The sequence below is a fragment of the Arthrobacter koreensis genome (assembly GCF_035792275.1).
Classification (GTDB): domain Bacteria; phylum Actinomycetota; class Actinomycetes; order Actinomycetales; family Micrococcaceae; genus Arthrobacter_B; species Arthrobacter_B koreensis_A.
The window spans coordinates 62,548-86,682 of record NZ_JAMWKK010000009.1 but is presented as its reverse complement, the minus strand read 5'-3'; the positions used below and the strand labels follow the sequence as shown (position 1 = coordinate 86,682).

Sequence of the window (24,135 nt, the reverse complement as noted above, 5' to 3'; positions counted from 1 at the left end):
GCGGCCGGCGGAGGCGGCCTGTCCGGTACTCACAGCACGCCCCGGGCAGCAATCCCGGGGCGTGCTGCGTGCCTACCGCTCTCTGCTGCCGTGACGGTGAGAGAATCGCGACAGGCAGACGCTTGTTAGCTGCCTGTCCCGAGCCGAAGGAACTGCCGCAGCATGCACTCTGAAAGTCCCGCAGGCACCGGCAGCGGTGGCCGAAGCAGGTCGGCCCGCCGAGTGTTCTGGGGTGCCCTGGCCGGCATCGTCCTCATCGCCCTGAACTTCCGCGGCCCGATCGTCGCTCCGTCTCCCATCCTGGCTGTGCTGCAGTCGGAACTGGGAATGTCCGTGCAGACGTCGGGCCTCCTCACCACCCTGCCCATCGCCTGCTTTGGCATCATCTCCTTCCTGGCACTTCCATTGCTCCGCCGCGGCGGACCGGACCAGGCAATAGCGTTATGCCTGGCCGGCATCCTGGCAGGGACGCTGCTCCGTTCCGCCGGGGGAACCAGCCTGGCACTGGCGGGAACGATCGTGATTGGCGCGTCGATCGCCGTCGGGAACGTCCTGGTGCCGGTGATTATCCGCCGGGACTTCGCACCCGCACGGGTTCCGCTGGTCACCGGCACCTACACGGCAGCCATGAACATCGGCTCCATGACCACGCTGATCCTCACGGCACCCCTGGCAGCTGCCTTCGGCTGGCGCATCGCCCTGGCGGTCTGGAGCACACTGGCCATCGCCGCCGCCCTGGCCTGGCTGGGACTGGTCGGCTGGCGTGATTTCCTGCTGGGCAGGGCCAGGCCGAAGGAAGCAGGGAGTCCTGCGGCCGGCGCCGGCCGTCCGGCAGACGCTGCAGCCACGGGCCCGAGCCCCACGCCGAAGCAGGGTGTCACGGCGCCCGCCGGGTCTGCGGCATGGCGGCGCCCGGTGGCCTGGCTGCTGCTCATTACCTTCAGCGGACAGGCGTTCGCTTTCTATGGTGTCTCCACCTGGCTTCCCACCCTGCTCTCGGACCTGCTGGACCTGGATGCGGCCGCGGCGGGCGCGGGCGCTTCGCTGTTCCAGGGCCCGGCCATCGCCGGGGCGCTGGCGGTTCCCCTGCTGGCCCGGCGAATGCGCGTCCGTACCCTGCTGTGGCTGACTTCCGGAGCCTGGGCGGCGCTGCCTGCAGGGCTCCTGCTGGCCCCGTCAGGCTGGGTTGTCTGGGTGACGCTGGGCGGGGTGGCCCAGGGCGCCGGCATCACTGTAATCCTGCTGATCCTGGTGCGGCTCGGGGGCTCGGGCCGGCAGGCAGGTCAGCTCTCCGCAATGGTGCAGGGCGGCGGTTACCTGATTGGCGCGGCCGGACCGGTGGCCCTTGGCTCCCTGCATGATTTTTCGGGCAGCTGGACACCTGCGCTGCTGGCTGTCGGTGCCAGCGTTGCGGCGCTGCTGGTTGCCGGGTCCATCGCGGCGGCGGCAGCGGAACGGAGCAGTATGACCGGAGCGGAACGCGCGCCGCGGGTTCAGGACCAAACCGCTGAATGACCGGTCACTGTTAACCTTCGACTAACCTTCGACGGCCCGCTCGGCGACCAGCCTGGCCAGTCCGGCTGCCTGGTCCGCGCTGAGCGGTGAGCCCGGGAACCGGCCCAGCCGGTCCAGGGGCAGGCTCCCCATCAAGGTGAGCATTGACCCCGCAGACCCCGAGGCTGCAGGACCAAGCGCTTCACCCAGGACGGCGGCACCCAGGGGATGCCGCATCCATTCGGCCAGGGATGATGAAGCCGTGGGCAGCGGCAGCACCGCCGGGACGCGGAGCTCCACGCCGGCAGTGAGGCGGATATCCCGGGAGGAAGATCCCACCCGCAGTTCGTAGGTCCCCGGATCGGTTACCCAGCTCCGGGTTGCCGGGTCGAACCTGTCCAGGCTTCCCTCCGGCAGATCCAGGGACACCGTCCGGGTTTCGCCCGGGGAAAGGTTCACCCGCTGGAAGGCGCGGAGCTCCTGCTCCGCCCGCGGAACATCTCCTTCCGGGGCCGCAACGTAGAGCTGCACGACTTCCGCACCTTCAGCCGTCCCGGTGTTGGCCAGCCGCAGCGAGACCCGGATAGCAGGTGCCGGACCGCCGGTGTCCACGGTGGCGGAAAGATCCGAGTAGCCGAACTGCGTGTAGCTGAGGCCGTGGCCAAAGGGAAAAGCCGGTTCGACCATCCGGGTGTCATACCAGCGGTACCCGACCAGGAGGCCCTCGCCGTAACGCACCTCATCCGCTTCTCCGGGGAAGTTTCCGTAGGCAGGTGTGTCCTCGAGCTTTGCCGGAAAGGTCTCGGCAAGTTTGCCCGACGGATTCACGTCTCCCAGCAGGACGTCTGTGACAGCGTCCCCGCAGGCCTGGCCCGCCAGCCACGATTCAAGCACAGCTCCGGTTTTCGGTGCCCAGGATGTATCCACCACGGACCCGTTCGAGAGCACAACGGCCACGTCCGGCCGCGCCCGGGCGACGGCGTCGAGCAGCCGCAGCTGGGCCGGCGGAAGCTCCAGGGACGTGCGGTCCATTCCCTCCGTTTCAGCCGCAGCGGGAAGCCCCAGGAAAACCACTGCCTGGGCTGCCGCGGTTGCTGCCCGGACCGCTTCACGGATCAGGTCCCCATCCGGTTCTGCGTCCTCCAGACCGTACCCCGCGGCAAACGATGCCTCCGGCACCCGGGCCGCAAGCGCCGTCCACGGCGTGCTGAGCCTGGCGGGATTGACCTGCGAAGAGCCGCTGCCCTGATAGCGCGGCGTGCGTGCCAGTTCTCCGATCACCGCCAGGGGCGACCCGGAGGAAAAGGGGAGCACCCCGCCGTCGTTCTTCAGCAGCACCATCGAAGCCGCGGCAGCGCGGCGGGCCAGGGCATCGTGGGCCGGGAAATCCAGGGCAGGAACATCCCTGCCGGCCGTGCGCCGTCCCAGTTCGCGCATCCTTTCCAAGGAAGCATCCACGTCATCCGGGGAGACCAGTCCCGCCTGCAGTCCAGCGACCAGCTCGCCGGGGCCCACGCCGGAGGAGGACGGCATTTCCAGGTCCAGGCCCGCTGCCAGTGCGGCCGCGCGGTCGGTGACTGCGCCCCAGTCCGAAACCACGACGCCGTCGAATCCCCATTCGCCGCGGAGGACCCGGTTGAGCAGCCACGGGTCCTGGGCGGCATGGAAGCCGTTGATGCGGTTGTAGGCGGCCATGACGGTCCAGGGGGCGGCCTGCTTCACCACCGTTTCGAAGGCACGGAGATATATTTCCCGAAGGGTCCGTTCGTCCACGACCACGTCGATCGTCATGCGGCCGGTTTCCTGGTTGTTGGCGGCAAAGTGCTTGGGGGAGGCCGCCGCGCGGCAGGACTGAACGCCGGCCGTCCACGCTGCACCCAAGGCACCGGTCAGCAGCGGATCCTCGGAGAAGTACTCAAAGTTTCGGCCGCCCAGCGGGGAGCGCTTAATGTTCAGGCCCGGTCCCAGGAGCACGTCGACGCCGTAGGCGGCGGCTTCACGCCCGGCCGCGCGTCCCAGCTCTTCCAGGAGTGCCGGATCCCACGAACTGGCCGTGGCACATTCAGCTGGAAAACAGGTGGCCGGCCGCGACTGGCCCAGCGCGGGCCCTGTGTCGTCTCCGGCCGCGAGCCGGACGCCGTGCGGTCCGTCCGTCAGGGTCAGGGCACGGATACCCGCCTCGTCAGATCCCGGGGTTTCCCACATGCCGGCGCCGGTCAGCAGTGCGGCCTTCGCAGCCGGGTCCAGGGCGGGTTCGGATGCTGGCATGGCTGCTCCTGGGTCTGTGCCGTTCCGGGCGGGGTGCTTGAGTCTAGGCCGCAGCAGCGGCTGCACGGAAGACCGCGGCACGGAAGCAGCTCCGGGGCCTGTGCCCCTGCCGCGGTCCCTGTTCGGTGCTGTGTGTTTGGGACTATCGTTCCCCTAACAGAGATCCGCCCGGTAGCGGCCACGCCCCGGGTTCCCGGGCCGGGGATTGGCCCTGCCGGGATCAGCCGGGCCTGCACAGGGCCAACGGAAAGAAGGCTATGAAGACCCGTTTTGACCGCTATCGCCAAATGGCCGAAATCCTGTACCGCAACGGACTGGGATACCTGGTGTCAGTTGCCGGACTTGAGTCCTGGCTGCCGTTCCGCCGCGGGGAGGCCAACAGTGCCGGCGCCGCTCGGATGGCGAGCCCGGAGTACCTGCGCCGTGCGCTGGAGGAACTCGGTCCCACCTACGTAAAACTGGGCCAGCTGCTCTCCACCCGTCCTGACCTTTTGCCTCCGGCCTACATGGATGAGCTGGCAAAGCTGCAGGACTCGGCGACCCCTGCCGCCTGGGACGATGTGCGTGTCTCACTCCGCCGGGAACTCGGGGCGGATCCCCTGGACGTGTTTCGTGACTTCAACAGCACCCCAATTGCCAGCGCTTCCATTGGCCAGGCGTACGCTGCCACGCTCGCGGACGGGACGAACGTGGTGGTCAAGGTCCGGCGTCCCGGCATTGTCCCGGAGGTGGAGGCGGACCTGTCCATCCTGCAGTCCCTGGCCGGTTACGCCAGCAGGCATTGGGAGGCGGCCAGGGACTACGACGTCAAGGGCTTTATGGATGAGTTCGCGGACACCCTCCGCAAGGAAATGGACTACGTGCAGGAGGGTCATAATGCAGACCGTTTCGCCCTGAACTTCGAAGACGACTCCGCCGTGGTGATCCCGCACGTCTACTGGGAGCACACCACCTCGAAGGTGCTGACCATGGAGCGGCTCTACGGCATGAAGGTTACCGACACCAAGGCGCTGGAGGCCGCGGGACTGGACCGCAAGGCGCTGGCCGTCACGGCTGCGGATGCTGAAATGAAGATGGTATTCGAGGACGGTTTCTTCCACGCGGACCCCCATCCCGGGAACATCTTCGTGCAGCCCAACTCCCAGATCGGGCTCATTGACTTTGGCATGGTTGGAGAACTCGACGACAAGCTGCGCGGCCAGCTTTCGGCCCTGTTCGTCGCCGTCATCCGCAAGGACCCGGAGCGGATGGCCACTGCACTGATGCGGATGACGGTCTCCCGGACCCGTCCGGACCGCATCAAGCTCCGAATGGACCTTGCCGGCCTGATCAAGCTCTACTCAAACCGCACGCTTGGGGATGCCCCGGTGGGGCGGATCATCACGTACGGCCTGGGAATCATCCGGAACCACCATCTGCAGCTGCCCGGGGAGATTGCCCTGCTGCTGCGGATGCTGATCATGACCGAAGGCATGGGGGAGGTCCTGGACCCGGACTTCAGCATGGGCAAGACCCTGGCACCCTACGCCCGGCGGATGACCGTGCAGCACCTGAACCCGGCCGCCTACGCCAAGCGGCTGGGCAAAGCCGGGGGAGAGCTGCTGGAACTCGGCACCGAACTGCCCGGACAGCTGCAGCGGCTTATCAACACCCTGGATTTCGAAGGAATGGAGGTCCATCTGCGGGCCGGGGACCTGGTTCCCCTGGTGGAGCGGCTGGAGCGGGTAGGCAACCGGATGGTCGCGGCGATCTTCGCCGCAGCCTTCATCCGCGGCGTCGGGGAGCTGACGCTGGGCGACGCCGACCGGTGGCGCGGCTGGCAGGCGCCGCTGATGGGAGCCGGGCTGGCGTCTACCGGTGTGCTGGGCGGTTACCTGGCCTGGTCGGCCCGCAGACAGCGCAGGCTGGACGCCGGATAGCGGCCCGAAACGCCAACGGCCGGCACCGCTGATGCGCGGTACCGGCCGTATCGGTGCAGAAGCTGTTACTTCTTCAGGCCAAGTTCGGCCGTCGGTGTGCGGAACGATTCCCTGGCGGTGAGGGCGGAGATCGATGCGATGCCTGCAATGGCCGCGGTAAACCAGCTGATGACTACCCAGCCGCCGGGCTCCAGTCCGCCGAGGGCGGCAACGATGGACGGCGCGAAGCCCGCCATCAGGAAGCCCAGCTGGGTGCCGATAGCCAGGCCGGAGAAGCGTACCCGGGCACTGAACATCTCAGCGTAGAAGGACGGCCATACTGCGTTCGCGGCAGCGTAGCCACAGCCGAAAACCACTACGGAGAGCGCAAACTGCAGCAGCGGATTCCCGGATTCCATGCACAGCAGGTAGAAGGGCATCACGACGGCGCTGGAGAGGGCTCCGTAAATGAATACGGGCTTGCGGCCGAAGCGGTCTGCGGCCATGCCGAACAGCGGCTGCGTGAAGAGCGCGGCGATGTTGCCGGCAACCACCAGCCAGAGCGTGATGGCGGCGTCGACGTTGCCGACTTCGGTGCCGTACTTGATGGCCAGGGTCCCGTACACGGTGGAGACGGCGGCGATGAACGCACAGCAGATAACACGCAGCACGTCGCGCCAGTGGTGCCGGAGCAGGTCACCCACGGGGAGCTTGGCAATCTGGTTGTTCGCCTTGGCTTCCTGGAAGGTGGGGGTCTCGTGCAGGGTGCGGCGGATGAAGAAGGTGACAACAACAACGACGGCGCTGAGCCAGAACGGGATGCGCCAGCCGAAGCTGTACTTGATGTCATCCGGCAGGGCCATGACGGGGATGAACACCATTGCGGCCAGGATCTGGCCGCCCTGGGTGCCTGTCAGGGTCCAGGAAGTGAAGAAGGCGCGGCGTCCGTCCGGGGCGTGCTCCAGTGTCATGGAGCTGGCGCCGGCCTGCTCGCCGGCGGCGGAGAGGCCCTGCGCCAGGCGGCACAGCACGAGGAGGGTGGGAGCCCACCAGCCAATCGTGTTGAAGTCGGGCAGGCAGCCGATCAGGAAGGTTGAAGCGCCCATCAGGATCAGGGTGAACATAAGGATCTTCTGGCGGCCCACGCGGTCACCGAAGTGGCCAAGGATGACGGCCCCTACGGGACGGGCAATGTAGGCGAAGCCGAATGTTGCCAGGGACATGATGCTCGCCTGGGCGTCTGCGTCCGGGAAGAAGACGTAGGGAAAGATCAGCGATGCGGCCGTGCCGAATATGAAGAAGTCGTAGTACTCGACCGCGCTGCCCATGAAGCTCGCCGCGGCGGCCTTCTTCGGGGTCTTGGCGGTGGCTTGGGCGGACTGCGTCGGTGCAGCGCTCATAAGGGGCCTCCAAGGGATGGTGTGCGGAAAACGCACAGCAGTGCTTCATGCGAACACCACAATGTAACCCGCGCCATAGTCAGATGCAATACATCTGTGCGTATTGCGCACAGTTGTGCATTTTATGAACAGGCCGGTACCGTGGGCCTAGCCCGTCGCGGGCACCGAAGGGAGATCCACTTGAGCACCACCACCGAATCCTGGCTTGTCGGGCTGATTGGCGAAGGGATTACTGCGTCCCTGACTCCGCCCATGCACGAGCGGGAAGCGCGGGAAAACGGTCTCCAGTACCTGTACCGTCCGGTGGATCTTTCGGTGAACGGCCGCAGCGGCAACGAAGTCGGCGACCTGCTGCGCTACGGCCGCGACCTGGGCTTCAACGCCTTCAACATCACCCATCCCTGCAAGCAGCTGGTTATGGCCCACCTGGATGAGGTGTCCGACGACGCCGCGCGGCTCGGCGCCGTCAACACCGTCCTGGTTACGGACTCGGGCTTCACCGGCCACAACACGGACCATTCGGGGTTTGGGCGGGCTCTTTCCGCCGGGCTGCCCGGTGCGTCCCTCGAGAGGGTCGTGCAGCTCGGCGCCGGCGGAGCGGGTGCCGCCGTGGCCTATGCCCTGCTGAAAGCCGGGGCCAGCGAACTGGTACTGGTTGACCTTGACCCGGAGCGGGTCCAGGAACGCGTCCAGGCACTGTCCGCGCTTTTCCCGGCCGCACGGGTGTCGGCCGGAACCGGAGCAGACCTTCCGGCCGCCATGGCCGCGGCCGACGGCTTTGTCCAGGCCACCCCCGTAGGCATGCACTCCCACCCGGGCATGCCGGTGGATGCCGCCCTGCTCCGCCCGGAGCTGTGGGTCGCGGACGTCATCTACCGTCCGGTCCGTACCCAGCTCATCGAAACGGCCGAAGCACTTGGCTGCCGTGTCCTGGACGGCGGCCACATGGCAGTGGGCCAGGCAGTAGATGCCTTTGAGCTCATCACCGGCATCCGCCCGGACCCGGCCCGCATGCGGGCACACTTCCTTGAAATGGTCAGCAACGGCCTCTGAGCCGGAAAGGGTTCTCCATGCGTACGTCGATTGCTACGGTCTGCCTGTCAGGAACACTGGAGGACAAGCTCCGTGCCTGTGCGGCAGCCGGTTTCGACGGCGTCGAAATCTTTGAGCAGGACCTTGTGGTCTCTCCTTCCACGCCGGAGCAGATCCGGGAGCTGGCGCAGTCGCTTGGCCTGACGCTGGACCTCTACCAGCCGTTCCGTGATTTCGAGGGCGTTTCCGAGGAGGTCCTGGCGGACAACCTGCGCCGGGCCGAAGCGAAGTTCCGCCTGATGAACCGCCTTGGCATCGACACCATGCTCGTATGCAGCAACGTGGCGACGGCAACCGTCGATGACGACGAGGTAGCCGCTTCCCAGCTAAGGCTCATGGGCGAGACTGCGGCGCGCTATGGTGTCCGGCTCGCCTATGAGGCGCTGGCCTGGGGCAAATACGTCAGCGATTTCGAGCATGCCTGGCGCATCGTCGAGCTGGCAGACCATCCCAGCGTGGGAACGTGCCTGGACAGTTTCCACATCCTCTCGCGGCGCTGGGACCCGGCAGCGATCGAGAAGATACCTGCGGAGAAGATTTTCTTCGTCCAGCTGGCCGACGCGCCGGAACTGTCCATGGATGTGCTGTCCTGGAGCCGGCACTACCGGGTTTTCCCGGGCGAAGGTGCCTTCGACCTGGTCACGTTCATGGGGCATCTGGTCCGCAGCGGCTACAACGGCCCGGTCTCGCTGGAAATCTTCAACGACGTCTTCCGCCAGGCTGCCGAGGAGCGTACCGCTGTCGACGCCATGCGCTCACTGATCCGCCTGGCTGAACAGACCTCCATTCACCTGCACGAAACCGGCGCCGGTGAAACCGCCATGGAACTCTCCACGCTGCCCGGAGTCGGGGAACCGCTCGGCTTCAACTTCGCCGAGGTCAAAGCGGGCGACCCCGGGGCCGTCCGGACCCTGCTCTACCAGCTTGGCTTCACCTGCCAGGGAACCCACCGCAGCAAGGCCGTTGAGCTGTGGACCCAAAACGGGGCCCGGGTCATCATCAACAGCCAGAACGCGGGCGGACTGGAACCCGGTATTTCGGCGATCGGGCTGGACGTGCCGGACGCCCTCGCCGCTGCCTCACGCGCGCTGCAGCTCAAAGCTACTGCCGTGCCCCGGCGCAGCCAGGCAAACGAGGAAGTCCTGCAGGCTGTAGCCGCTCCCGACGGGACGGAGATCTTCCTGTGTGAGGCTGTCACCGGCGGTCCCCGCTGGATCAGGGAATTCGGCAGCGGCACCCCCGTTCCGGCTGAGGGTCCCATCACCGCCGTGGACCACGTCAACCTGTCCCAGCCGTGGCAGTACTTCGATGAAGCGGTACTCTTCTACGAATCCACCCTCGGACTCACCCCGCGTCCCAGCGTCGAGGTGCCCAGCCCCATGGGCCTGGTCCGCAGCCAGGTGATGCGCAGCAGCGACGGTGCCGTGCGCATGGCACTCAACATAGCGCCGATGGTGTTCGACGGCGATGGCTCGGGTTACCCGCAGCACGTCGCCTTCGCGTGCAGCGACCTGGTAGCCCTGGCGCGCACCGCCGTCGGGCGCGGACTGCAGTTCCTGCCGGTGCCGGGGAACTACTATGAGGACCTCGACGCCCGGTTTGGGCTGGAGCCGGAGTTCCTCGCCACCCTCAGGGAGCTGAACCTGCTCTACGACCGGGACGCGGACGGAGAGTTCCTGCACTTCTACACCTCCACCGTGGGCAACGTCTTCTTTGAAGTGGTTGAACGCCGGCCGGCCTACGAGGGATACGGCGCGCCCAATGCACCCGTCCGCCTGGCCGCGCAGTACCTGGCCACAGCCTGAAACCCTGTTTGACCTGAGCATTTGCCGCCAGCGGGTCCCGGCCGGCAGGACGCCTGTGTGGGCTAGGATCACTTCCAAGGCGTTTCGGGCCGGGCCCGGAGCCCCGGGTGGACACGCAGTCAGGTCGAGGGCACAGTGCAGGGCGGAGCAGGGGACGGCATGGAAGCGGCACACGCAGACTGGTACGTAAAGTCCGTGGAGAAGGCCTTCACCGTCCTTGGCGCGTTCACGGAGGAGCGCCCCCTGCAGAGCGTGAGTGAAGTGGCAGCTGCGGCAGACCTGAGCCGGGCTGCGGCGCGCCGTTTCCTGCTCACGCTCACCGAGCTGGGATACCTCTCTACGGACGGAACCCGGTTCCAGCTGGCTCCCCGCGTGCTGAACATCGGTTCGGCCTTCCTTTCCAACCTGACGCTGCCCGCTATCGCGGAACCGCACCTGAAGTCCCTCTCCGCAGACCTGCAGGAGACGGCATCCCTGTGCATCCTGGATGATGTGCACGTTGTGTACGTTGCCCGGATCACCTCTCCGCGCCTCGTGAGTGTTGCCGTCCACGTGGGGACGCGCTTCCCGGCATGGGCCACCTCGATGGGCCGGGTCCTGCTGGCTTCGCTGGACGAGCCAGACCTGAAGGACCGCGTCAAGCGCTCCGACATCCGCCGCTTCACGGCTAATACCGTCCCTGACCGCGATGCCCTGCTGGCCGAGATCCGCGGTGTGCGGGAGCGCGGCTGGTCCGTTGTACGGGAGGAATACGAGGAGGGACTCAGCGGCGTCGCCGTCCCGGTCCACCGCGCCGGGCGGGTCGTCGCTGCGGCGAACGTATCCCTGCACCAGCCCTTCGGCCGTGCCGCCGGACTGGAGGAGGTGCTGCTGCCGCGCCTGAGGACGGCGGCAGAGGCGATCTCGGCTGACTATGGCATCCGGCTGACCGGCTAGCACGAGCGCCCTGGAACGGCCGTGCTGCCTGCCCGGGCATGGAACTGCGGCGGAGACCCGTTCGCATATCCCCGCCGCAGTCCGTCTTTCCGCCCGCCCCTCAGGTGGCGTAGTCCGAGGCGTTATAGAGGTTCAGGTTCAGCGCGGAAGCAATCTGTGCCACCGCCTTCCGTGCGCGCACGCTGTTTCCTGCGGCGTCCAGGGGCGGGGAGAAGGCAGCGATGGCCAAAACCCCGGGCATGACGGCCAGGACACCGCCGCCCACTCCCGACTTGCCCGGCAGGCCCACCCGGTAGGCCCAGTCACCGGAGGCGGTGTAGAGACCTTCCATGGTCATTTCGGCCAGCATGGGCGGCACAATGTCCGTGTGGGTAATTGCGGCCTGCTTCGTGACCGGGTTCGTACCCCGGGCTGCGATGGTCGCTCCCATCGTGGCCAGGTCAACGGCGGTCACCAGGGTGGAACACTGCCGCGTGTACACGTCGCAGGCCTCCATCGGATCCGAGTACATCGTCCCGCCCGAGTACAGCAGCCAGGCGATGGCACGGTTATGGAAGTTCGTAGACTGCTCCGAGTCGTTGACGGCGTCGCTCATCCTGATCTCCCGTCCGGCGAACGCAGACTGGGTGGCAAGGATTTTCTGCCAGCGCTCTTCCGCGCTGCCGGCCGGGATAAGCGAGACAGTGGACATGGCACCGGCGTTGACCAGCGGCGAAAGCGGTTTGTCATCGTGCAGCGCCACGGCTATGACCGAGTTGAACGGCTCGCCGGTAGGGTCCGCTCCCACCTTGTCGTGGAACTGGGGCAGCCCGACCTCGTCCATGGCCCGCGCCATGGAGAACACCTTGGAGATCGATTCAAGCGCAAACTCGAAGTTCGAGTCGCCGGTTTCGATCACCTCGCCGTCGGCCGTCACCACGCTGATGCCAAACAGCGCCGGGTCCACCGAGGCGAGAAACGGAATGTAGCTGGCGTTGTTACCGCCCTGGTCGGACTTGAAGTCACTGTGGGCTGTATTCACGGCAGCCTGGATAGCTGATTTATCGATTTTCATACCGCTGTGCTCCCGCCTGCTGCCGGGCCGGTCCGCGGCCGATGCACCCGTGTGCGTCCGCCCTGCCCCGACCCCCTTGACCCCGCGCCCGTGGGCGACGGCTTTCCGGAGTGCTTGCCGGCCGTGGTATTGGTGGTTCCGGCCGCTGTCCCGGCCGCTGTCCCGGACGAGGTTCCGGCCGTGGTTCCGGCCGCAGCGGTTTCGTCGAAGGACTCCTCCCATTTCTGCGAAAGGTCGGCCGTTGCGGCAGAGGATTCGTTGACCGTTCCCGGGTGCTTGTGTTCGAGCTGCCAGGTGAAGGGCACGAATTCAGTCCGGGGATCCTTCCAGTGCGGCTTGCGGAACGCGTAGATGACCATCGGCAGGATGATCAGCAGCACGGCGCCGCCCACCAGGATCCCCACGTAGGTTTCCGGGGACCCTACGGAAATCTGGTCCGGCGGGATGAAGCTGAACACGAACGCCATCAGCGAACCCAGGAATCCGACGCCGCCGAAGATCCACATGCCAAGGTCACCGCCCGGTACCCGGTACGGCCGTGGCCGGTTCGGCTGGCTGTAGCGCAGGTAGATGGCGGCCGCGAACATCAGCAGGTACATCACCAGGTAGAGGATCACGGTCAGCTGGCTCAGGATCTGGTAGGCCGCCTGAACCGACGGCAGGACCACGTACACAACGCCCAGGGCCGTGACCATGAACGCCTGGAAGAGCAGGATGTGGGTTCCCATGCCGTGCTTGTTCGTGTGCTGCCAGAAACGGGGCAGGTACCCGGCCTTGCCTACGGCAAGCAGACCGCTGGACGGGCCTGCCACCCAGGTAACCACCCCTGCCAGGACACCGATCAGCAGCATGGCTGCAACGATCGGCGAAGCCCAGCTGATGCCGGCCCAGTCGAACATGTCGTTGTAGGAGGTCAGCAGGCTCTGCGTCAGGTTGATGTCCGCCTGCGGGACCACAAAGGCGATGGCCAGTGTGCCGAGGACGAAGATCACGACCGTTCCCGCTGCTGCGATGAGCACTGCGAGCGGGTAGTTCCGGGTCGGGTTCTTGACGTCCTTGACGTGAATGGCGTTCATTTCCATGCCGGCGTAGAAGAGGAAGATGCTCGCCGCCAGCACAACGTTGGAGAAGTTGGAGAAGTCCGGTATGACCTCGCCCCAGCCCATCTGGATCTGCGGGGTGTTCCCCGCAAAGTAGTAGGAGAACCCCAGGACAATCAGGATTCCGGCAGGGATCAGGGTGCCGACAATCCCGCCCCACTGGGCAACTTTCGAGAACGCGGCCGCGCCGCGGAAGGCAATGAAGGTTGCCAGCCAGTAGACGACCAGCACCACGGCCAGGACAAACGCCTTGTTTCCTGACAGCTGCGCATCGATATTCTGGTCGGTTCCCGTGTAGGCAAGGGACACCGCTCCGAAGGTCAGGACCGTTGGGAACCAGATGGTGACTTCGATGAACAGCATGAACATCGCCAGGAACGCCCAGCGCGGGCCGAAGGCCTCACCCACCCAGCGGAACACGCCGCCGGTTTCCGGCCAGCCCGTGGCCAGTTCTGCTGCGACGATGGACACCGGGATCAGGAATACGACCGCGGCGAACACGTAATAGAAGATCGAGCTCAGTCCGTACTCAGCTTCGGCCGGCAAGCCGCGGAGACTGACCACGGCAACGATGTTCATGACGGCGAGCGCGCCGACGGTGATGGTTGCGTTTTGCTTCGCCCGGCTCATGCGGCCCGGCGCGGATCCAGTCGATGCGGATCCCGCCGATGCAGTCGATGCAGTTGAATCGCTCACTGCACTCACCTCCTCGGTTTAGTGGTGGAATCCCGGGTGTTCCTGCTCGACGGGCATGGGAGCGCTCAGGTTTTCCAAGTAGGTCGTCTCATCCTGGATGTCCTTGAGCAGCCGCCCGGCCAGGTCCATGCTCAGACCGTTGCGGACAACAATCCGCTCGACCGTGAGGTTGCCCAGGTTGTCCGGCATCGGATAGGCGGGTACCAGCCAGCCCTTCGTGCGGAGGCGGTCCGCCAGGTTGTACAGCGTCCACCGGTCCGTATGCCCCTCCTTCAGCCGCCACGCGAAGACCGGGATGTCGGAACCGTCATTCCACAGTTCGAAGGGGCCGATCTCGCTGATTCCGTGCGAAAGGTACAGGGCCACGTCCTGGCATGCCTGCTGCACCTTCTTGTATCCCTCGAATCCGAGGCGGAGGAACATGTAGAACTGCAGCACCACCTGGGCTCCGGGGCGGGAGAAGTTCAGGGCAAAGGTGGGCATGTCGCCGCCGAGGTAGCTGACATAGAAGATGAGGTCTTCCGGCAGCCACTGCCGGTCCCGCCAGACGACCCAGCCCAGGCCCGGGTAGACCAGTCCGTACTTGTGGCCCGACGTGCTGATGGAATGGACCCGCTCGAGCTGGAAATCCCACTCCAGGTCCGGCTGGATGAACGGTGCAATCATGGCACCGGAAGCCCCGTCCACATGGATGGGGATGTCCAGCCCCGTCGAGGCCTGGATCTCATCGAGTTTCGCGGCGATCTGCTTCACCGGCTCATACATGCCGGTATACGTGACTCCCATGATCGCGACAACGCCGATGGTGTTCTCGTCGACGTACTTCTCCAGCTCATAGCCGTCAAGGCATTTGTGTTCCTCGCTGATGGGCACCAGGCGCGGCTCAATGTCGAAGTAGTTGCAGAACTTCTCCCAGCAGACCTGCACCGCGGAACTCATGACCAGGTTGGGTTTCTCCGTGGACTTTCCCTCGGAACGCCGTTTGTGCTGCCACAGCCGCTTGAACGCCAGGCCGCCGAGCATGCAGGCCTCGGACGAACCGATGGTGGAGGTGCCCAGGGTTCCCTGCGGATCCGGCGAATGCCAGAGCCCGGCCAGCATCCTCCAGCAGTACTGCTCGATCGCGGCCGTCTGCGGGTACTCATCCTTGTCGATCATGTTCTTGTCGTACGTCTCCGCGTACAGCCGGTTCGCGTTGTCGTCCATATAGGTGCTCACGAACGTTGCGAGATTCAGCCGCGCGTTGCCGTCCAGCATGGTTTCGTCGTGGACGATCTGGTACGCCGTCCTCGGCAGCATCCCGCCCTCGGGGAACTCGTACTTCGGGATCTGCGTGGCTTCGCCCTCGCGGGAGAATATCGGATTGACGCTGAGGAAATCCTGGGGATCGTTCTGCGGCATGGCTTCGACCTCTCGTAAGGAGTGTCCAACGTGAATGCCGGCCGCAGTGGGCGGCGGCACTAAAAGCCCCACAGGTGCGTGCGTTCGACTATACGCGCGGCTGATCGGCCATTCTAGGTATCACCGGGCATTCGGCTACGTAGTTCCGGTTCCCCTTGCGGGTACTCGGATAACGGGGCGCCGCCGGCGTTCCCAGCCGGCCTCCGTTGAGCGGCGGTACTGCCGCGCGTACGCTCTGATGACCTATTCGTTTCCCGCAGCAGGGCCGGTGCCTGAGGTTGAGCCGGGAGCCGCCGCTGAACCGGGGGAGCGGTGTACCGAAGGAGAAACCATGGCTGGACTGAGCCGACGAGACCGTTTTGAACTGCCCGAACCGATGCGCCGCCTGTTCGAAGGAGACTGGGAGGTACCGGCCTTCCGGGTGGAGGAATTTCGGGACGCCAACGCGATGGTGGTCCGGGCCGAGCTTCCCAGCATTGATCCGGAGAAGGACCTTGATGTCACCGTGACGGACGGCACCCTGCGGATCCGCGGCGAGCGGCGGGAAGAAACCTCCAACCGTTCAAAGAACGGCTACCGTTCCGAGTTCAAGTACGGGTCCTTCAGCCGCGATATTCCGCTGCCCGCAGGCAGCAGCACCGATGAGGTGACTGCGTCCTACCGGGATGGAGTGCTGGAGGTTCGGGTACCGCTCCAGGACGCGGGCACCGGACGGAAGGTGCCGATCAGCCGGAGCTGACAGCCCGCAGCATCCGTTCCCGCCCCGGGCGGACCGGATGTGTGGTTCCGCCCGCAGGTTCATTGCACCGGGTACTGGAGGAGGTTCCGTGTCCCAGCAAAGCCAGACCAGGGAACCGGTGTCCGGGGCACGCAGGTCGCCGCCCTGGCTCGTCACCACCGTCATGGGGCTGGGCGGGATCACCGTCTCGCTGGAAAAGACCGCGGTAGTGCCGCTGCTGCCGGAATATCCCCGGATCTTCGCCGTGAGTTCCGACGACGTGTCCTGGCTGGTCACGGTAACGCTGCTCAGCGCGGCAGTGGCAACGCCGATCGTCTCCCGGCTGGCGGACATGTTCGGCAAAAAGCGAATGCTGATGATCTCACTGGCCGTGATGGTGGCCGGCGGGTTCATTGCAGCCCTGGGCGGCACCTTCGCTGCGGCCGTGACCGGCAGGGCCCTGCAGGGTTTCGCCGGAGCCGTGATTCCCGTGGGCATCAGCATCCTGCGGGACGTCCTGCCGCAGCGCCGCATCGCAGGCGCGGTCTCCCTGATGAGCGCGAGCTTTGGCATCGGAAGCGCGCTCGGGCTGCCGATGGCCGGATTTATCTACCAGCAGCTCGGCTGGGAAGCCACCTTCTGGGTTGTGGCGCTGATAGCCCTGCTGATCCTTGCAGCAGTGTTCTTCTTCGTCCCGGAATCTTCACTGCGGACCAGGGGACGCTTCGACTACGCCGGAGCGCTGCTGCTCTCCGGTGCCATGACCACGCTCCTGCTGGCCATCACCAAGGGCGGGATCTGGGGCTGGACGAGCGACATCATCCTGGGCCTCTTCGCGGGCTTTGCCATCCTGATCGCGCTGTGGTTCCCGGTGGAACTGCGCAGCGGGCAGCCGCTCGTCGACCTCCGGACGTCCGCACGCCGGCCAATCCTGGTGGTGAACATCGCGGCCGTGCTGGTGGGGTTCTCGATGTACGCCAACATGCTGGTCACCACGCAGCAGCTGCAGCTTTCGCGGGTCACCGGATTTGGCTTCGGCCTCAGCGTCCTGGTTGCCGGTCTCACCATGATCCCGTCCGGCATAGCCATGGTGGCCATCGCTCCGGTGTCTGCCCGCATCACCAACAGCTTCGGGGCCAAGACCACCATGATCAGCGGTTGTGCAGTGATGGCCGCGGGATACCTGAGCCGCACGTTCCTGGTCAGCACCATCCCGGGGATCATCTTCGGCGCCGTGGTGATTTCCGTAGGAACCGCAATGGCTATGGCGGCAATGCCGACTATCGTCATGAGCAATTCGCCGCGCACAGACACCGCAGCCGCCAACGGGCTGAACACGCTGCTGCGCTCCGTTGGCACCTCCACCTGCAGTGCCGCCGTGGCGACCATCCTGGCTTCGCTCACCATCGGCGTCGGAGGCCGGATTTTCCCGGCGCTGGAAGCCTTCCGGCTGATCTTCATCCTGGCAGGGCTGGCGGCGGCTGCCGCCACTGTCCTGTGCTTCCTGCTGCCCAGGGCCGTAAGGCACGAAGCGACGCACCCGGACCTGCACGCGGCCCGGACAACCGCACCTGACGGCGCTCCGCCACGGCCTGAACCGCGCCCGGACCAGGCCTTCCAGGTCACCGGTGTGCTGCGTGCCCCCGGGGACCGCGGAACGGTGGAGCGCGGGACCCTCAGCGTGGCCGACCTTTCCGGTGCTCCGGTCGACTGGGACCGTGCGGACGGCAACGGCGAATACACGGTAGTGCTGCCGGGGCCCGGACGTTTCCTGTTCGTGGCTTCCCACCAGCGGTGGCTCCCGGTGTCGGATGTCGTTGAATTCCCAGGCACGGAGGTTCCGCATGAGATCCACTTCGCCCACCGGCTGATGCTCACCGGCAGGGTGCGCCACCACGGGCGGCCGGTGGGTGGGGCGCTGATCCTCCTGGTCCCGCAAACCGGTGAGGCCCAGGCCGTCTCCACAGTTTCAGCTGGAGACGGCAGCTTTGAACTGCCGCTGCCGTCTCCAGGCCGTTACGTGCTCAGTGTGGCCGAGCGCTCCGGTGCCGCCCATACCCGGCTGGTGCTGCTGCCCACCCCGGACACCGTGGTCGACGTCGAACTGGGCGGGGACCCGCCGTCAACGGTACTTAGGGTCTAGCGCCTAGGCCGGAGCGCCCGCGTATTCCGGATAGTCCGTGTAGCCTTCGGCGCCGTCGGAGTAGAAGGTGGACGGGTCCGGTTCATTGAGCGGCAGGTCCTTCTGCCAGCGCAGTGGCAGGTCCGGGTTGGCGATGGCGGGGCGTCCGACGGCGACCGCGTCGCACAGGTCCTGCTCCAGGAGTCCGGCGGCTTCCTCACGCGTGGTGACGACGGCGAAGCCGGTGTTCAGCATGAGCGGGGAACCGAACCGGCGGCGCAGCTCCTGCACCAGGGCGCCTGCCGGGTCGTCGTGCAGGATGCTCAGGTACGCCAGGCCCAGCGGTGCGATCTCGTCCACCAGGGCACCATAGGTCGCGAGGGTTTCCTCAGCGTCCCGCTCCCAGGCGTCCTGGATGTTGTGCTCGGGTGAAATGCGCAGTCCAACCCGGTCCGCTCCGATGGCAGCAGCCACGGCCGTTACGACTTCGACGACGAAGCGCGCGCGGGCCCGCGGGGAGCCGCCGTAGCCGTCCGTGCGGCGGTTGGAGGCCGGGCTGAGGAATTCGTGCAGCAGGTACCCGTTGGCGCCGTGGAGCTCAACGCCGTCGAAACCTGCCTCTACGGCGTTGAGCGCGCCGCGGACAAAAATGTCCCGTACCTCGTCGAGTTCAGGTTCGCTCAGTTCCCGGGGCTCAGCGTGGGGGAGTTTGCCCGCCGGGGTGCGGATGACGCCGTCGATGGCTGCCGCACTCGGGGCGACGGTCTGGAAACCGCCGTTGATTTCCGGGTGGGAGACGCGTCCGGCGTGCATCACCTGGGCGAAGATCCGGCCGCCGGCCTCATGGACGGCGGTGGTTACCCGGCGCCACCCGGCCAGCTGCTCGGCGGTGACGAGTCCCGGCTGCCCGGAGAAACCCTGGCCTTCCCGGCAGGGATAGGTTCCCTCGGAAACGATCAGGCCCAGGGACGCGCGCTGCCGGTAATGCTCAGCCACGAGCGCGCCTGGGACGCCGTCAGCGCCGCTGCGGACACGGGTCAGGGGCGCCATGACCAGGCGGTTCGGCAACTCGAGGGAGCCAACGGTCAGGGGTGAAAACAGGTCTGTCTGCACGTACTTCCTTTCGGCAGGCGCGGCAAAGGCACCAGCACATTGGGGTTACCTGCGGACAACTCCGGCGATTCCGCGCCTATTCCCGTGCGGCTGGCCGTGCCTTTCCCGGCGGCTGGGCTAGCGGACCTCGCGGATGAGGTTGGTGATGCGGGCTGTGGAGAGCCGGCGCCCCTCTTCGTCGGTCATAACCACTTCATGCGTGGTGACGGTTCCTCCGAGGTGCACTGCCGTGGCGGTGCCGGTGACCAGGCCTTTGGAAACAGAGCGGTGGTGCGTGGCACCCACTTCAATGCCGACGGCGTAGCGGCCCGGCCCGGCGTGCAGCGATGCAGCAAAGGAACCCAGGGTCTCGGCCAGCACAACATGCGCGCCGCCGTGCAGGATGCCCGCTACCTGCTGGTTGCCTTCTACGGGCATGGTGGCCACGATCCGGGAGGGGGACATTTCCAGGAACCGGATGCCGAGTTTCACGACCAGGGGGCCGACTCCGGATTCACCCAGCCAGGGGTGGAGTTCTGCCGGCACGCCGGCGTCGATCAGTTCCTGCAGCCGGGGGAGTTCGCCCTGCGCGGGGCCGGCCTGGCCCGGCGTGAAAATGTCGCTCATGCCCACTAGGCTTACATCTGTGAGTGAAACTGCCAAACTGGCCTCTGTACCTGTCTCTGACCCCCTTCCCGAGCCCGCGGATTCCGTGCTGGAAACCGCGGAAACGGAGGCGGACACCGAGCCGGCGGAAGCCGCCCCGACAGGCAGCCACGCCGCACCCGCGCCCGCCGGCCTGATTGAGGCGGCACCGGCTGAAGCAGCCCTCGGGACACCGAATGCCTCCGGCCACAGCAGGCTGCTGGTGATTGACGGCCATTCAATGGCTTTCCGGGCCTTCTACGCCCTCCCGGCAGAGAACTTCTCCACGGACACCGGCCAGCACACCAACGCTGTGTACGGCTTCACGTCCATGCTGATCAACCTGATCAAGAACGAAGAGCCCACTCACATCGCCGTGGCCTTCGACCTGGACACGCCCACCTTCCGCACGGAGGAGTACTCCGAATACAAGGGCGGCCGCAACAAGACGCCCGAAGAGTTCCATGGCCAGGTAGACCTGATCATCAAGGTCATGGAAGCCATGAACATCCCGACCATCACGCTGGACGGCTACGAGGCCGACGACATCCTGGCCACGCTCGCGGAGCAGGCTGCGGGCCGAAACTGGGACGTCATGGTGGTCTCCGGCGACCGGGACGCCTTCCAGCTGGTCAACGACCGCGTTACCGTCTTCTACCCCAAGAAGGGTGTCTCCGACCTGCCGCGCATGGACGCTGCCGCGGTGGAGGAGAAGTATCTGGTGCCGCCGGACAAGTACTCCGACCTCGCTGCCCTGGTAGGGGAGTCCGCAGACAACCTCCCCGGCGTGCCGGGGGTGGGCCCCAAGACTGCTGCGAAGTGGATCAAGGCCTACGGCGGCCTCGAAGGCATCCTGGAACACCTGGATGAGATCAAGGGCAAGGTGGGCGATTCCCTCCGCGCGAACATCGAGGACGTCAAGCGCAACCGGCGGCTGAACCGGCTGCTGCGTGACCTTGAGCTGCCGGTGGACCTGGATGCCATGGCTGCCCGCCGTCCGAACCGTGAGGCCATTGAGGAACTTTTCGACGCCCTGCAGTTCAACGCCCTGCGCAAGCGCCTGTTCGACGTGTACGGGGAAGAGGAAGCACCCGGGGACCACCCGGAGATGCTCCCGCCTGCCCACACCACCATTACTGCCGCAGATGCGCTCGGTGCGTGGTTCAAGGAGACCAACCAGAAACCGGCAGGCCTCCGGCTGGTTACCGAAGGAGCCGGTGAATCGCGCGAGGCGACTGGCCTTGCCGTTGTTACGGATGATTCCGCGGTCTTCGTACCGCTGACCGAACTCGATGCCGAGGCAGAGAAGGTCCTGGCGGACTGGCTGGCGGACACCAACGCGCCGAAGGTGGTCCACGACTTTAAGGACTCCTACAAGCTGCTCTCCCGGCGCGGGCTCCACCTCGACGGCGAGGTCGACGACCCCGCGATCTCCGGGTACCTGATCCAGCCCGACCGGCGCAGCTATGACCTGCCGGACCTGAGCCTGCAGCACCTGAAACTCTCACTGGAATCCACTGCCGCCTCAGGCAACCAGCTGGAGCTTTCACTCGACGGCGAAGACACCGCGGCTCCGGCCGTGATGGAAGCTTTTGCCGCGCTGCGCCTGAGTGAGCATTTCTCCGGACTGCTGGTCGAACGCGGAGCCAACCAGCTCCTCGGCGGGCTGGAACTGCCGCTGGCAGAGGTACTGGCCGAGATGGAGCTGGCCGGCATTGCCGTCTCCACCGACAAGCTGGACCGGCTGCTGGACGAGTTCGGCCGCACCATCGAACAGGCCAAAACCGAAGCGTTCGAGGTCATCGGCAAGGAAATCAACCTTGGCTCCCCGAAGCAGCTCCAGGTGGTGCTCTTCGACGAACTGGGCCTGCCCAAGACCAAAAAGATCAAGACCGGTTACTCAACCGACGCCGATGCGCTCTCGGACCTGATCGTCAAGACGAACGGCCACCCGTTCCTGGCGCATCTGCTGGCCTACCGGGATGCCTCCAAACTGCGCCAGACGGTGGAAGGGCTGCGGAAGTCGGTTTCCGAGGACGGCCGGATCCACACCACCTATGCGCAGACCGTGGCAGCCACCGGCCGGCTGTCCTCCATCAACCCGAACCTGCAGAACATCCCGATCCGCTCCGAGGAAGGCCGCCGGATCCGTGAGGTTTTCGTGGTGGGCGAGGGCTACGAAACCCTGCTGACCGCTGATTACTCCCAGGTTGAAATGCGCATCATGGCGCACCTGTCGGGGGATGAAAGCCTCATCCAGGCCTTCCGGGACGGCGAAGACCTGCACCGGTTTGTCGGTTCGCACATCTTCGGCGTTCCGCCCGAGGAAGTCACCAGCGCCATGCGTTCAAAGGTCAAGGCAATGTCCTACGGCCTGGTGTACGGGCTGAGCTCCTTCGGCCTGTCCAAGCAGCTCTCCATCCCGGTGGACGAAGCACGGACGCTGATGCGCGACTATTTCACCCGCTTCGGGGCTGTCCGGGACTACCTGCGCGGCGTCGTCGAACAGGCCCGCAAGGACGGCTACACCTCTACCATCGAGGGCCGCCGCCGCTACCTGCCGGACCTCGCCAGCACCAACCGCCAGCTGCGCGAAATGTCCGAACGCGCCGCACTGAACGCCCCGATCCAGGGCTCGGCGGCAGACATCATCAAGAAGGCCATGCTCGGCGTGGATGCTGAACTGAAGAAGCAGGGCCTGAAAACGCGTATGCTTCTGCAGGTCCATGACGAACTCGTCCTGGAAGTCGCACCCGGCGAACGCGAAGCAGCGGAGAAGCTGGTCCGCGAGCAAATGGCAGGCGCTGCGGACCTTTCCGTTCCGCTGGATGTCTCAGTGGGCTGGGGGGCCAGCTGGCACGAGGCCGGGCACTAGGGAACACCACTAACCAGGGGGAGCCATGACGGCGGAGACCACTCACACCGCTCTGCGCACGGAGCATTTTTCTGCCGGATTCGCTGCGGACGATCCCAAGCAGCCCGATGAGCAGACCACGGCCTGGCTCGAAGCCGTCAACCTGGGGTTCCACGATCCGAGCTGGGATCCGGCGCATCTGGCGGCCATTGTCCAGGCCTACGTCGCGGACGAGCGGACGCTCACCGGTGTCTACGACGACGCTGCACCCGAACATGCCTGGAATCCGAAGGCCCCGGTTGCGACCTACGCGACGATGTCCCACGACCTGAACGCGGGCTCGGAGCTGTTGCCGGCGCACCAGATCACTTCGGTTACCGTGCGTCCCACCCACCGGCGCCGCGGCATCCTCACGGACATGATCACCGGGGACCTCCGGCGCGCCAAGGACGCCGGCTTTGCCGTGGCATCCCTCTATGCCTCCGAAGCAGTCATCTACGGACGGTTCGGCTTCGGTGCCGCCACGGATGAGCCCATGGTGGAAGTTGACGTCCGGGGCCGCCTTGAACTGCGGACGCCGCCGTCGGGAACCACTGTCCAGGCTGACCTGGCCAAGATGGAGACCCTGGCGCCGGAGGTTTTCGCGCGTCACCTGCGGGTGACCCGCGGAGCGCTCGGCAGGCAGGCCGGGTACGCCAAGCGCGCAGCCGGGCTGTGGGGAGAAGTCCCGGAGAAGCAGAAGGAAGTGCGCGCCGCGGTCCATTACGACGCCGCCGGCAACGCGGACGGGTATGTCACCTACCGGTTCCTGCCGTGGGAAACCGAACCCCACACACTCAAGGTGCTTGACCTGGTAGCCGTGGACGACACGGCCCGGCTGGAGCTTTGGCGCTATCTGGGATCGATCGACCTGGTGGAGAAGATCACCGCGGCCGCGCTGATTGATGATCCGCTGCCGTGGGCGCTGGTCGACAGAAGGCGCTACCGCATCACCATGGTCGAAGACTCGCTCTGGCTCCGGGCACTGGATCCGGCTGCGATGCTCCGTGCGCGCGGATTCGAGGCTGACGGAGAGCTGGTCCTGGACATCGTCGACCCGCTGGGCCTCGCGCAGGGTCGGTGGCTGCTCCAGGTCAGCGGTTCTGCGCCGGTGGTGACCGAACTTGCGAACGAGCTTCCCTCTGGTGTGCCGGCAGTGGAGGTGGATGCTGCCGCCTTTGCATCCCTCTATCTGGGCGGGGTGCCGGCCACCGTGCTGGCCTCTGCCGGTGGGATCCGGGGGAGCGCAGAGGCGGTCCGCGCCCTTGGAGGGCTCTTTGACGTTGCCCGCGCTCCGTACTGCAGCACCCACTTCTAGAGCGGTGCCGCCCCCGGGAATTGCCGGTCCCCTTCGCGGGTTGTAGGAGGAGGGGAAGAAAGACTACTGGATTCCCCGAACTGCTTTGACCTGACTTGGAGCCTCCGGCTAGACTGAACAGGCGCGTCACGCGTGCTGGTTCGGTTCCCAATACCGGGAGTTGGATACCAAGCGCAGGACGGGCACCAACATTATTAACATTC

16 protein-coding genes are annotated in these 24,135 nt (G+C 66.0%); 9 read left to right on the top strand and 7 right to left on the bottom strand.

Features of this window, described 5'->3' with window-relative positions:
- The first annotated feature begins 162 nt into the window (after positions 1–162).
- Positions 163–1,515: an MFS transporter gene (locus tag NGB94_RS10490; RefSeq protein WP_325790573.1), complete on the top strand. Its 1,353-nt coding sequence runs from the start codon at positions 163–165 to the stop codon at positions 1,513–1,515.
- Between the two features lie 21 nt (positions 1,516–1,536).
- Here the strand turns inward: NGB94_RS10490 and NGB94_RS10485 are convergent, their stop codons facing one another.
- On the bottom strand, positions 1,537–3,762 hold the full coding sequence (locus NGB94_RS10485) for a glycoside hydrolase family 3 C-terminal domain-containing protein (RefSeq protein ID WP_325790572.1): 2,226 nt from the start codon (positions 3,760–3,762) through the stop codon (positions 1,537–1,539).
- 287 nt (positions 3,763–4,049) lie between these two features.
- Between NGB94_RS10485 and NGB94_RS10480 the strand changes: the two genes are divergently transcribed.
- The gene (locus NGB94_RS10480) at positions 4,050–5,681 is read left to right on the top strand and encodes an AarF/ABC1/UbiB kinase family protein (RefSeq protein ID WP_325790571.1); all 1,632 of its coding nucleotides are present in this window, start codon (positions 4,050–4,052) and stop codon (positions 5,679–5,681) included.
- Positions 5,682–5,746: 65 nt separating this feature from the next.
- Here the strand turns inward: NGB94_RS10480 and NGB94_RS10475 are convergent, their stop codons facing one another.
- On the bottom strand, positions 5,747–7,060 hold the full coding sequence (locus NGB94_RS10475) for an MFS transporter (protein WP_325790570.1): 1,314 nt from the start codon (positions 7,058–7,060) through the stop codon (positions 5,747–5,749).
- 180 nt (positions 7,061–7,240) lie between these two features.
- Between NGB94_RS10475 and NGB94_RS10470 the strand changes: the two genes are divergently transcribed.
- From NGB94_RS10470 to NGB94_RS10460, 3 genes are all read left to right on the top strand, one after another.
- Complete coding sequence (locus NGB94_RS10470; RefSeq protein WP_325790569.1) at positions 7,241–8,113, top strand: shikimate dehydrogenase; 873 nt, start codon at positions 7,241–7,243, stop codon at positions 8,111–8,113.
- A gap of 17 nt (positions 8,114–8,130) precedes the next feature.
- Positions 8,131–9,957 carry a bifunctional sugar phosphate isomerase/epimerase/4-hydroxyphenylpyruvate dioxygenase family protein gene (locus NGB94_RS10465; protein WP_325790568.1) on the top strand — a complete coding sequence of 609 codons (1,827 nt, stop codon included), beginning with the start codon at positions 8,131–8,133 and terminating at the stop codon, positions 9,955–9,957.
- Positions 9,958–10,116: 159 nt separating this feature from the next.
- Positions 10,117–10,893 (top strand): IclR family transcriptional regulator domain-containing protein, encoded by a 777-nt coding sequence (locus NGB94_RS10460; protein ID WP_325790567.1) that lies wholly within the window; start codon positions 10,117–10,119, stop codon positions 10,891–10,893.
- A 100-nt stretch (positions 10,894–10,993) separates the two neighbouring features.
- Here the strand turns inward: NGB94_RS10460 and glsA are convergent, their stop codons facing one another.
- Genes glsA through NGB94_RS10445 form a run of 3 tightly spaced genes read right to left on the bottom strand, consistent with a single transcriptional unit; the run spans position 10,994 to position 15,144 of the window.
- Positions 10,994–11,947, bottom strand: a complete 954-nt coding sequence (glsA, locus tag NGB94_RS10455; protein WP_325790566.1) for a glutaminase A — start codon at positions 11,945–11,947, stop codon at positions 10,994–10,996.
- Positions 11,944–13,743, bottom strand: coding sequence for a putative glutamine/gamma-aminobutyrate antiporter GadC (gene gadC, locus NGB94_RS10450; RefSeq protein ID WP_325790565.1), 1,800 nt, complete (start codon positions 13,741–13,743; stop codon positions 11,944–11,946). The genes glsA and gadC overlap by 4 nt, the downstream gene beginning before the upstream one ends.
- Before the next feature lie 18 nt (positions 13,744–13,761).
- Positions 13,762–15,144, bottom strand: coding sequence for a glutamate decarboxylase (locus tag NGB94_RS10445; RefSeq protein ID WP_325790564.1), 1,383 nt, complete (start codon positions 15,142–15,144; stop codon positions 13,762–13,764).
- Between the two features lie 331 nt (positions 15,145–15,475).
- Here NGB94_RS10445 and NGB94_RS10440 point away from each other — a divergent pair, with 331 nt between their 5' ends.
- Both NGB94_RS10440 and NGB94_RS10435 read left to right on the top strand, forming a co-directional pair.
- Positions 15,476–15,883 (top strand): Hsp20/alpha crystallin family protein, encoded by a 408-nt coding sequence (locus tag NGB94_RS10440; protein WP_325790563.1) that lies wholly within the window; start codon positions 15,476–15,478, stop codon positions 15,881–15,883.
- Between the two features lie 88 nt (positions 15,884–15,971).
- Entirely contained in the window at positions 15,972–18,005 is a 2,034-nt protein-coding gene (locus tag NGB94_RS10435; RefSeq protein WP_325790562.1) for an MFS transporter, read from the top strand.
- 3 nt (positions 18,006–18,008) lie between these two features.
- Here the strand turns inward: NGB94_RS10435 and NGB94_RS10430 are convergent, their stop codons facing one another.
- The gene (locus NGB94_RS10430; RefSeq protein ID WP_418910644.1) at positions 18,009–19,034 is read right to left on the bottom strand and encodes an alkene reductase; all 1,026 of its coding nucleotides are present in this window, start codon (positions 19,032–19,034) and stop codon (positions 18,009–18,011) included.
- 180 nt (positions 19,035–19,214) lie between these two features.
- On the bottom strand, positions 19,215–19,703 hold the full coding sequence (locus NGB94_RS10425) for a hotdog fold thioesterase (protein WP_325790560.1): 489 nt from the start codon (positions 19,701–19,703) through the stop codon (positions 19,215–19,217).
- A gap of 259 nt (positions 19,704–19,962) precedes the next feature.
- On the opposite strand from NGB94_RS10425, the gene polA reads away from it, so the two are divergent.
- A complete protein-coding gene (gene polA / locus NGB94_RS10420; protein WP_418910643.1) occupies positions 19,963–22,596 on the top strand; it encodes a DNA polymerase I in 2,634 nt (877 codons plus the stop codon).
- A gap of 25 nt (positions 22,597–22,621) precedes the next feature.
- Positions 22,622–23,932 carry a GNAT family N-acetyltransferase gene (locus NGB94_RS10415; RefSeq protein ID WP_325790558.1) on the top strand — a complete coding sequence of 437 codons (1,311 nt, stop codon included), beginning with the start codon at positions 22,622–22,624 and terminating at the stop codon, positions 23,930–23,932.
- Positions 23,933–24,135 lie beyond the last annotated feature (203 nt).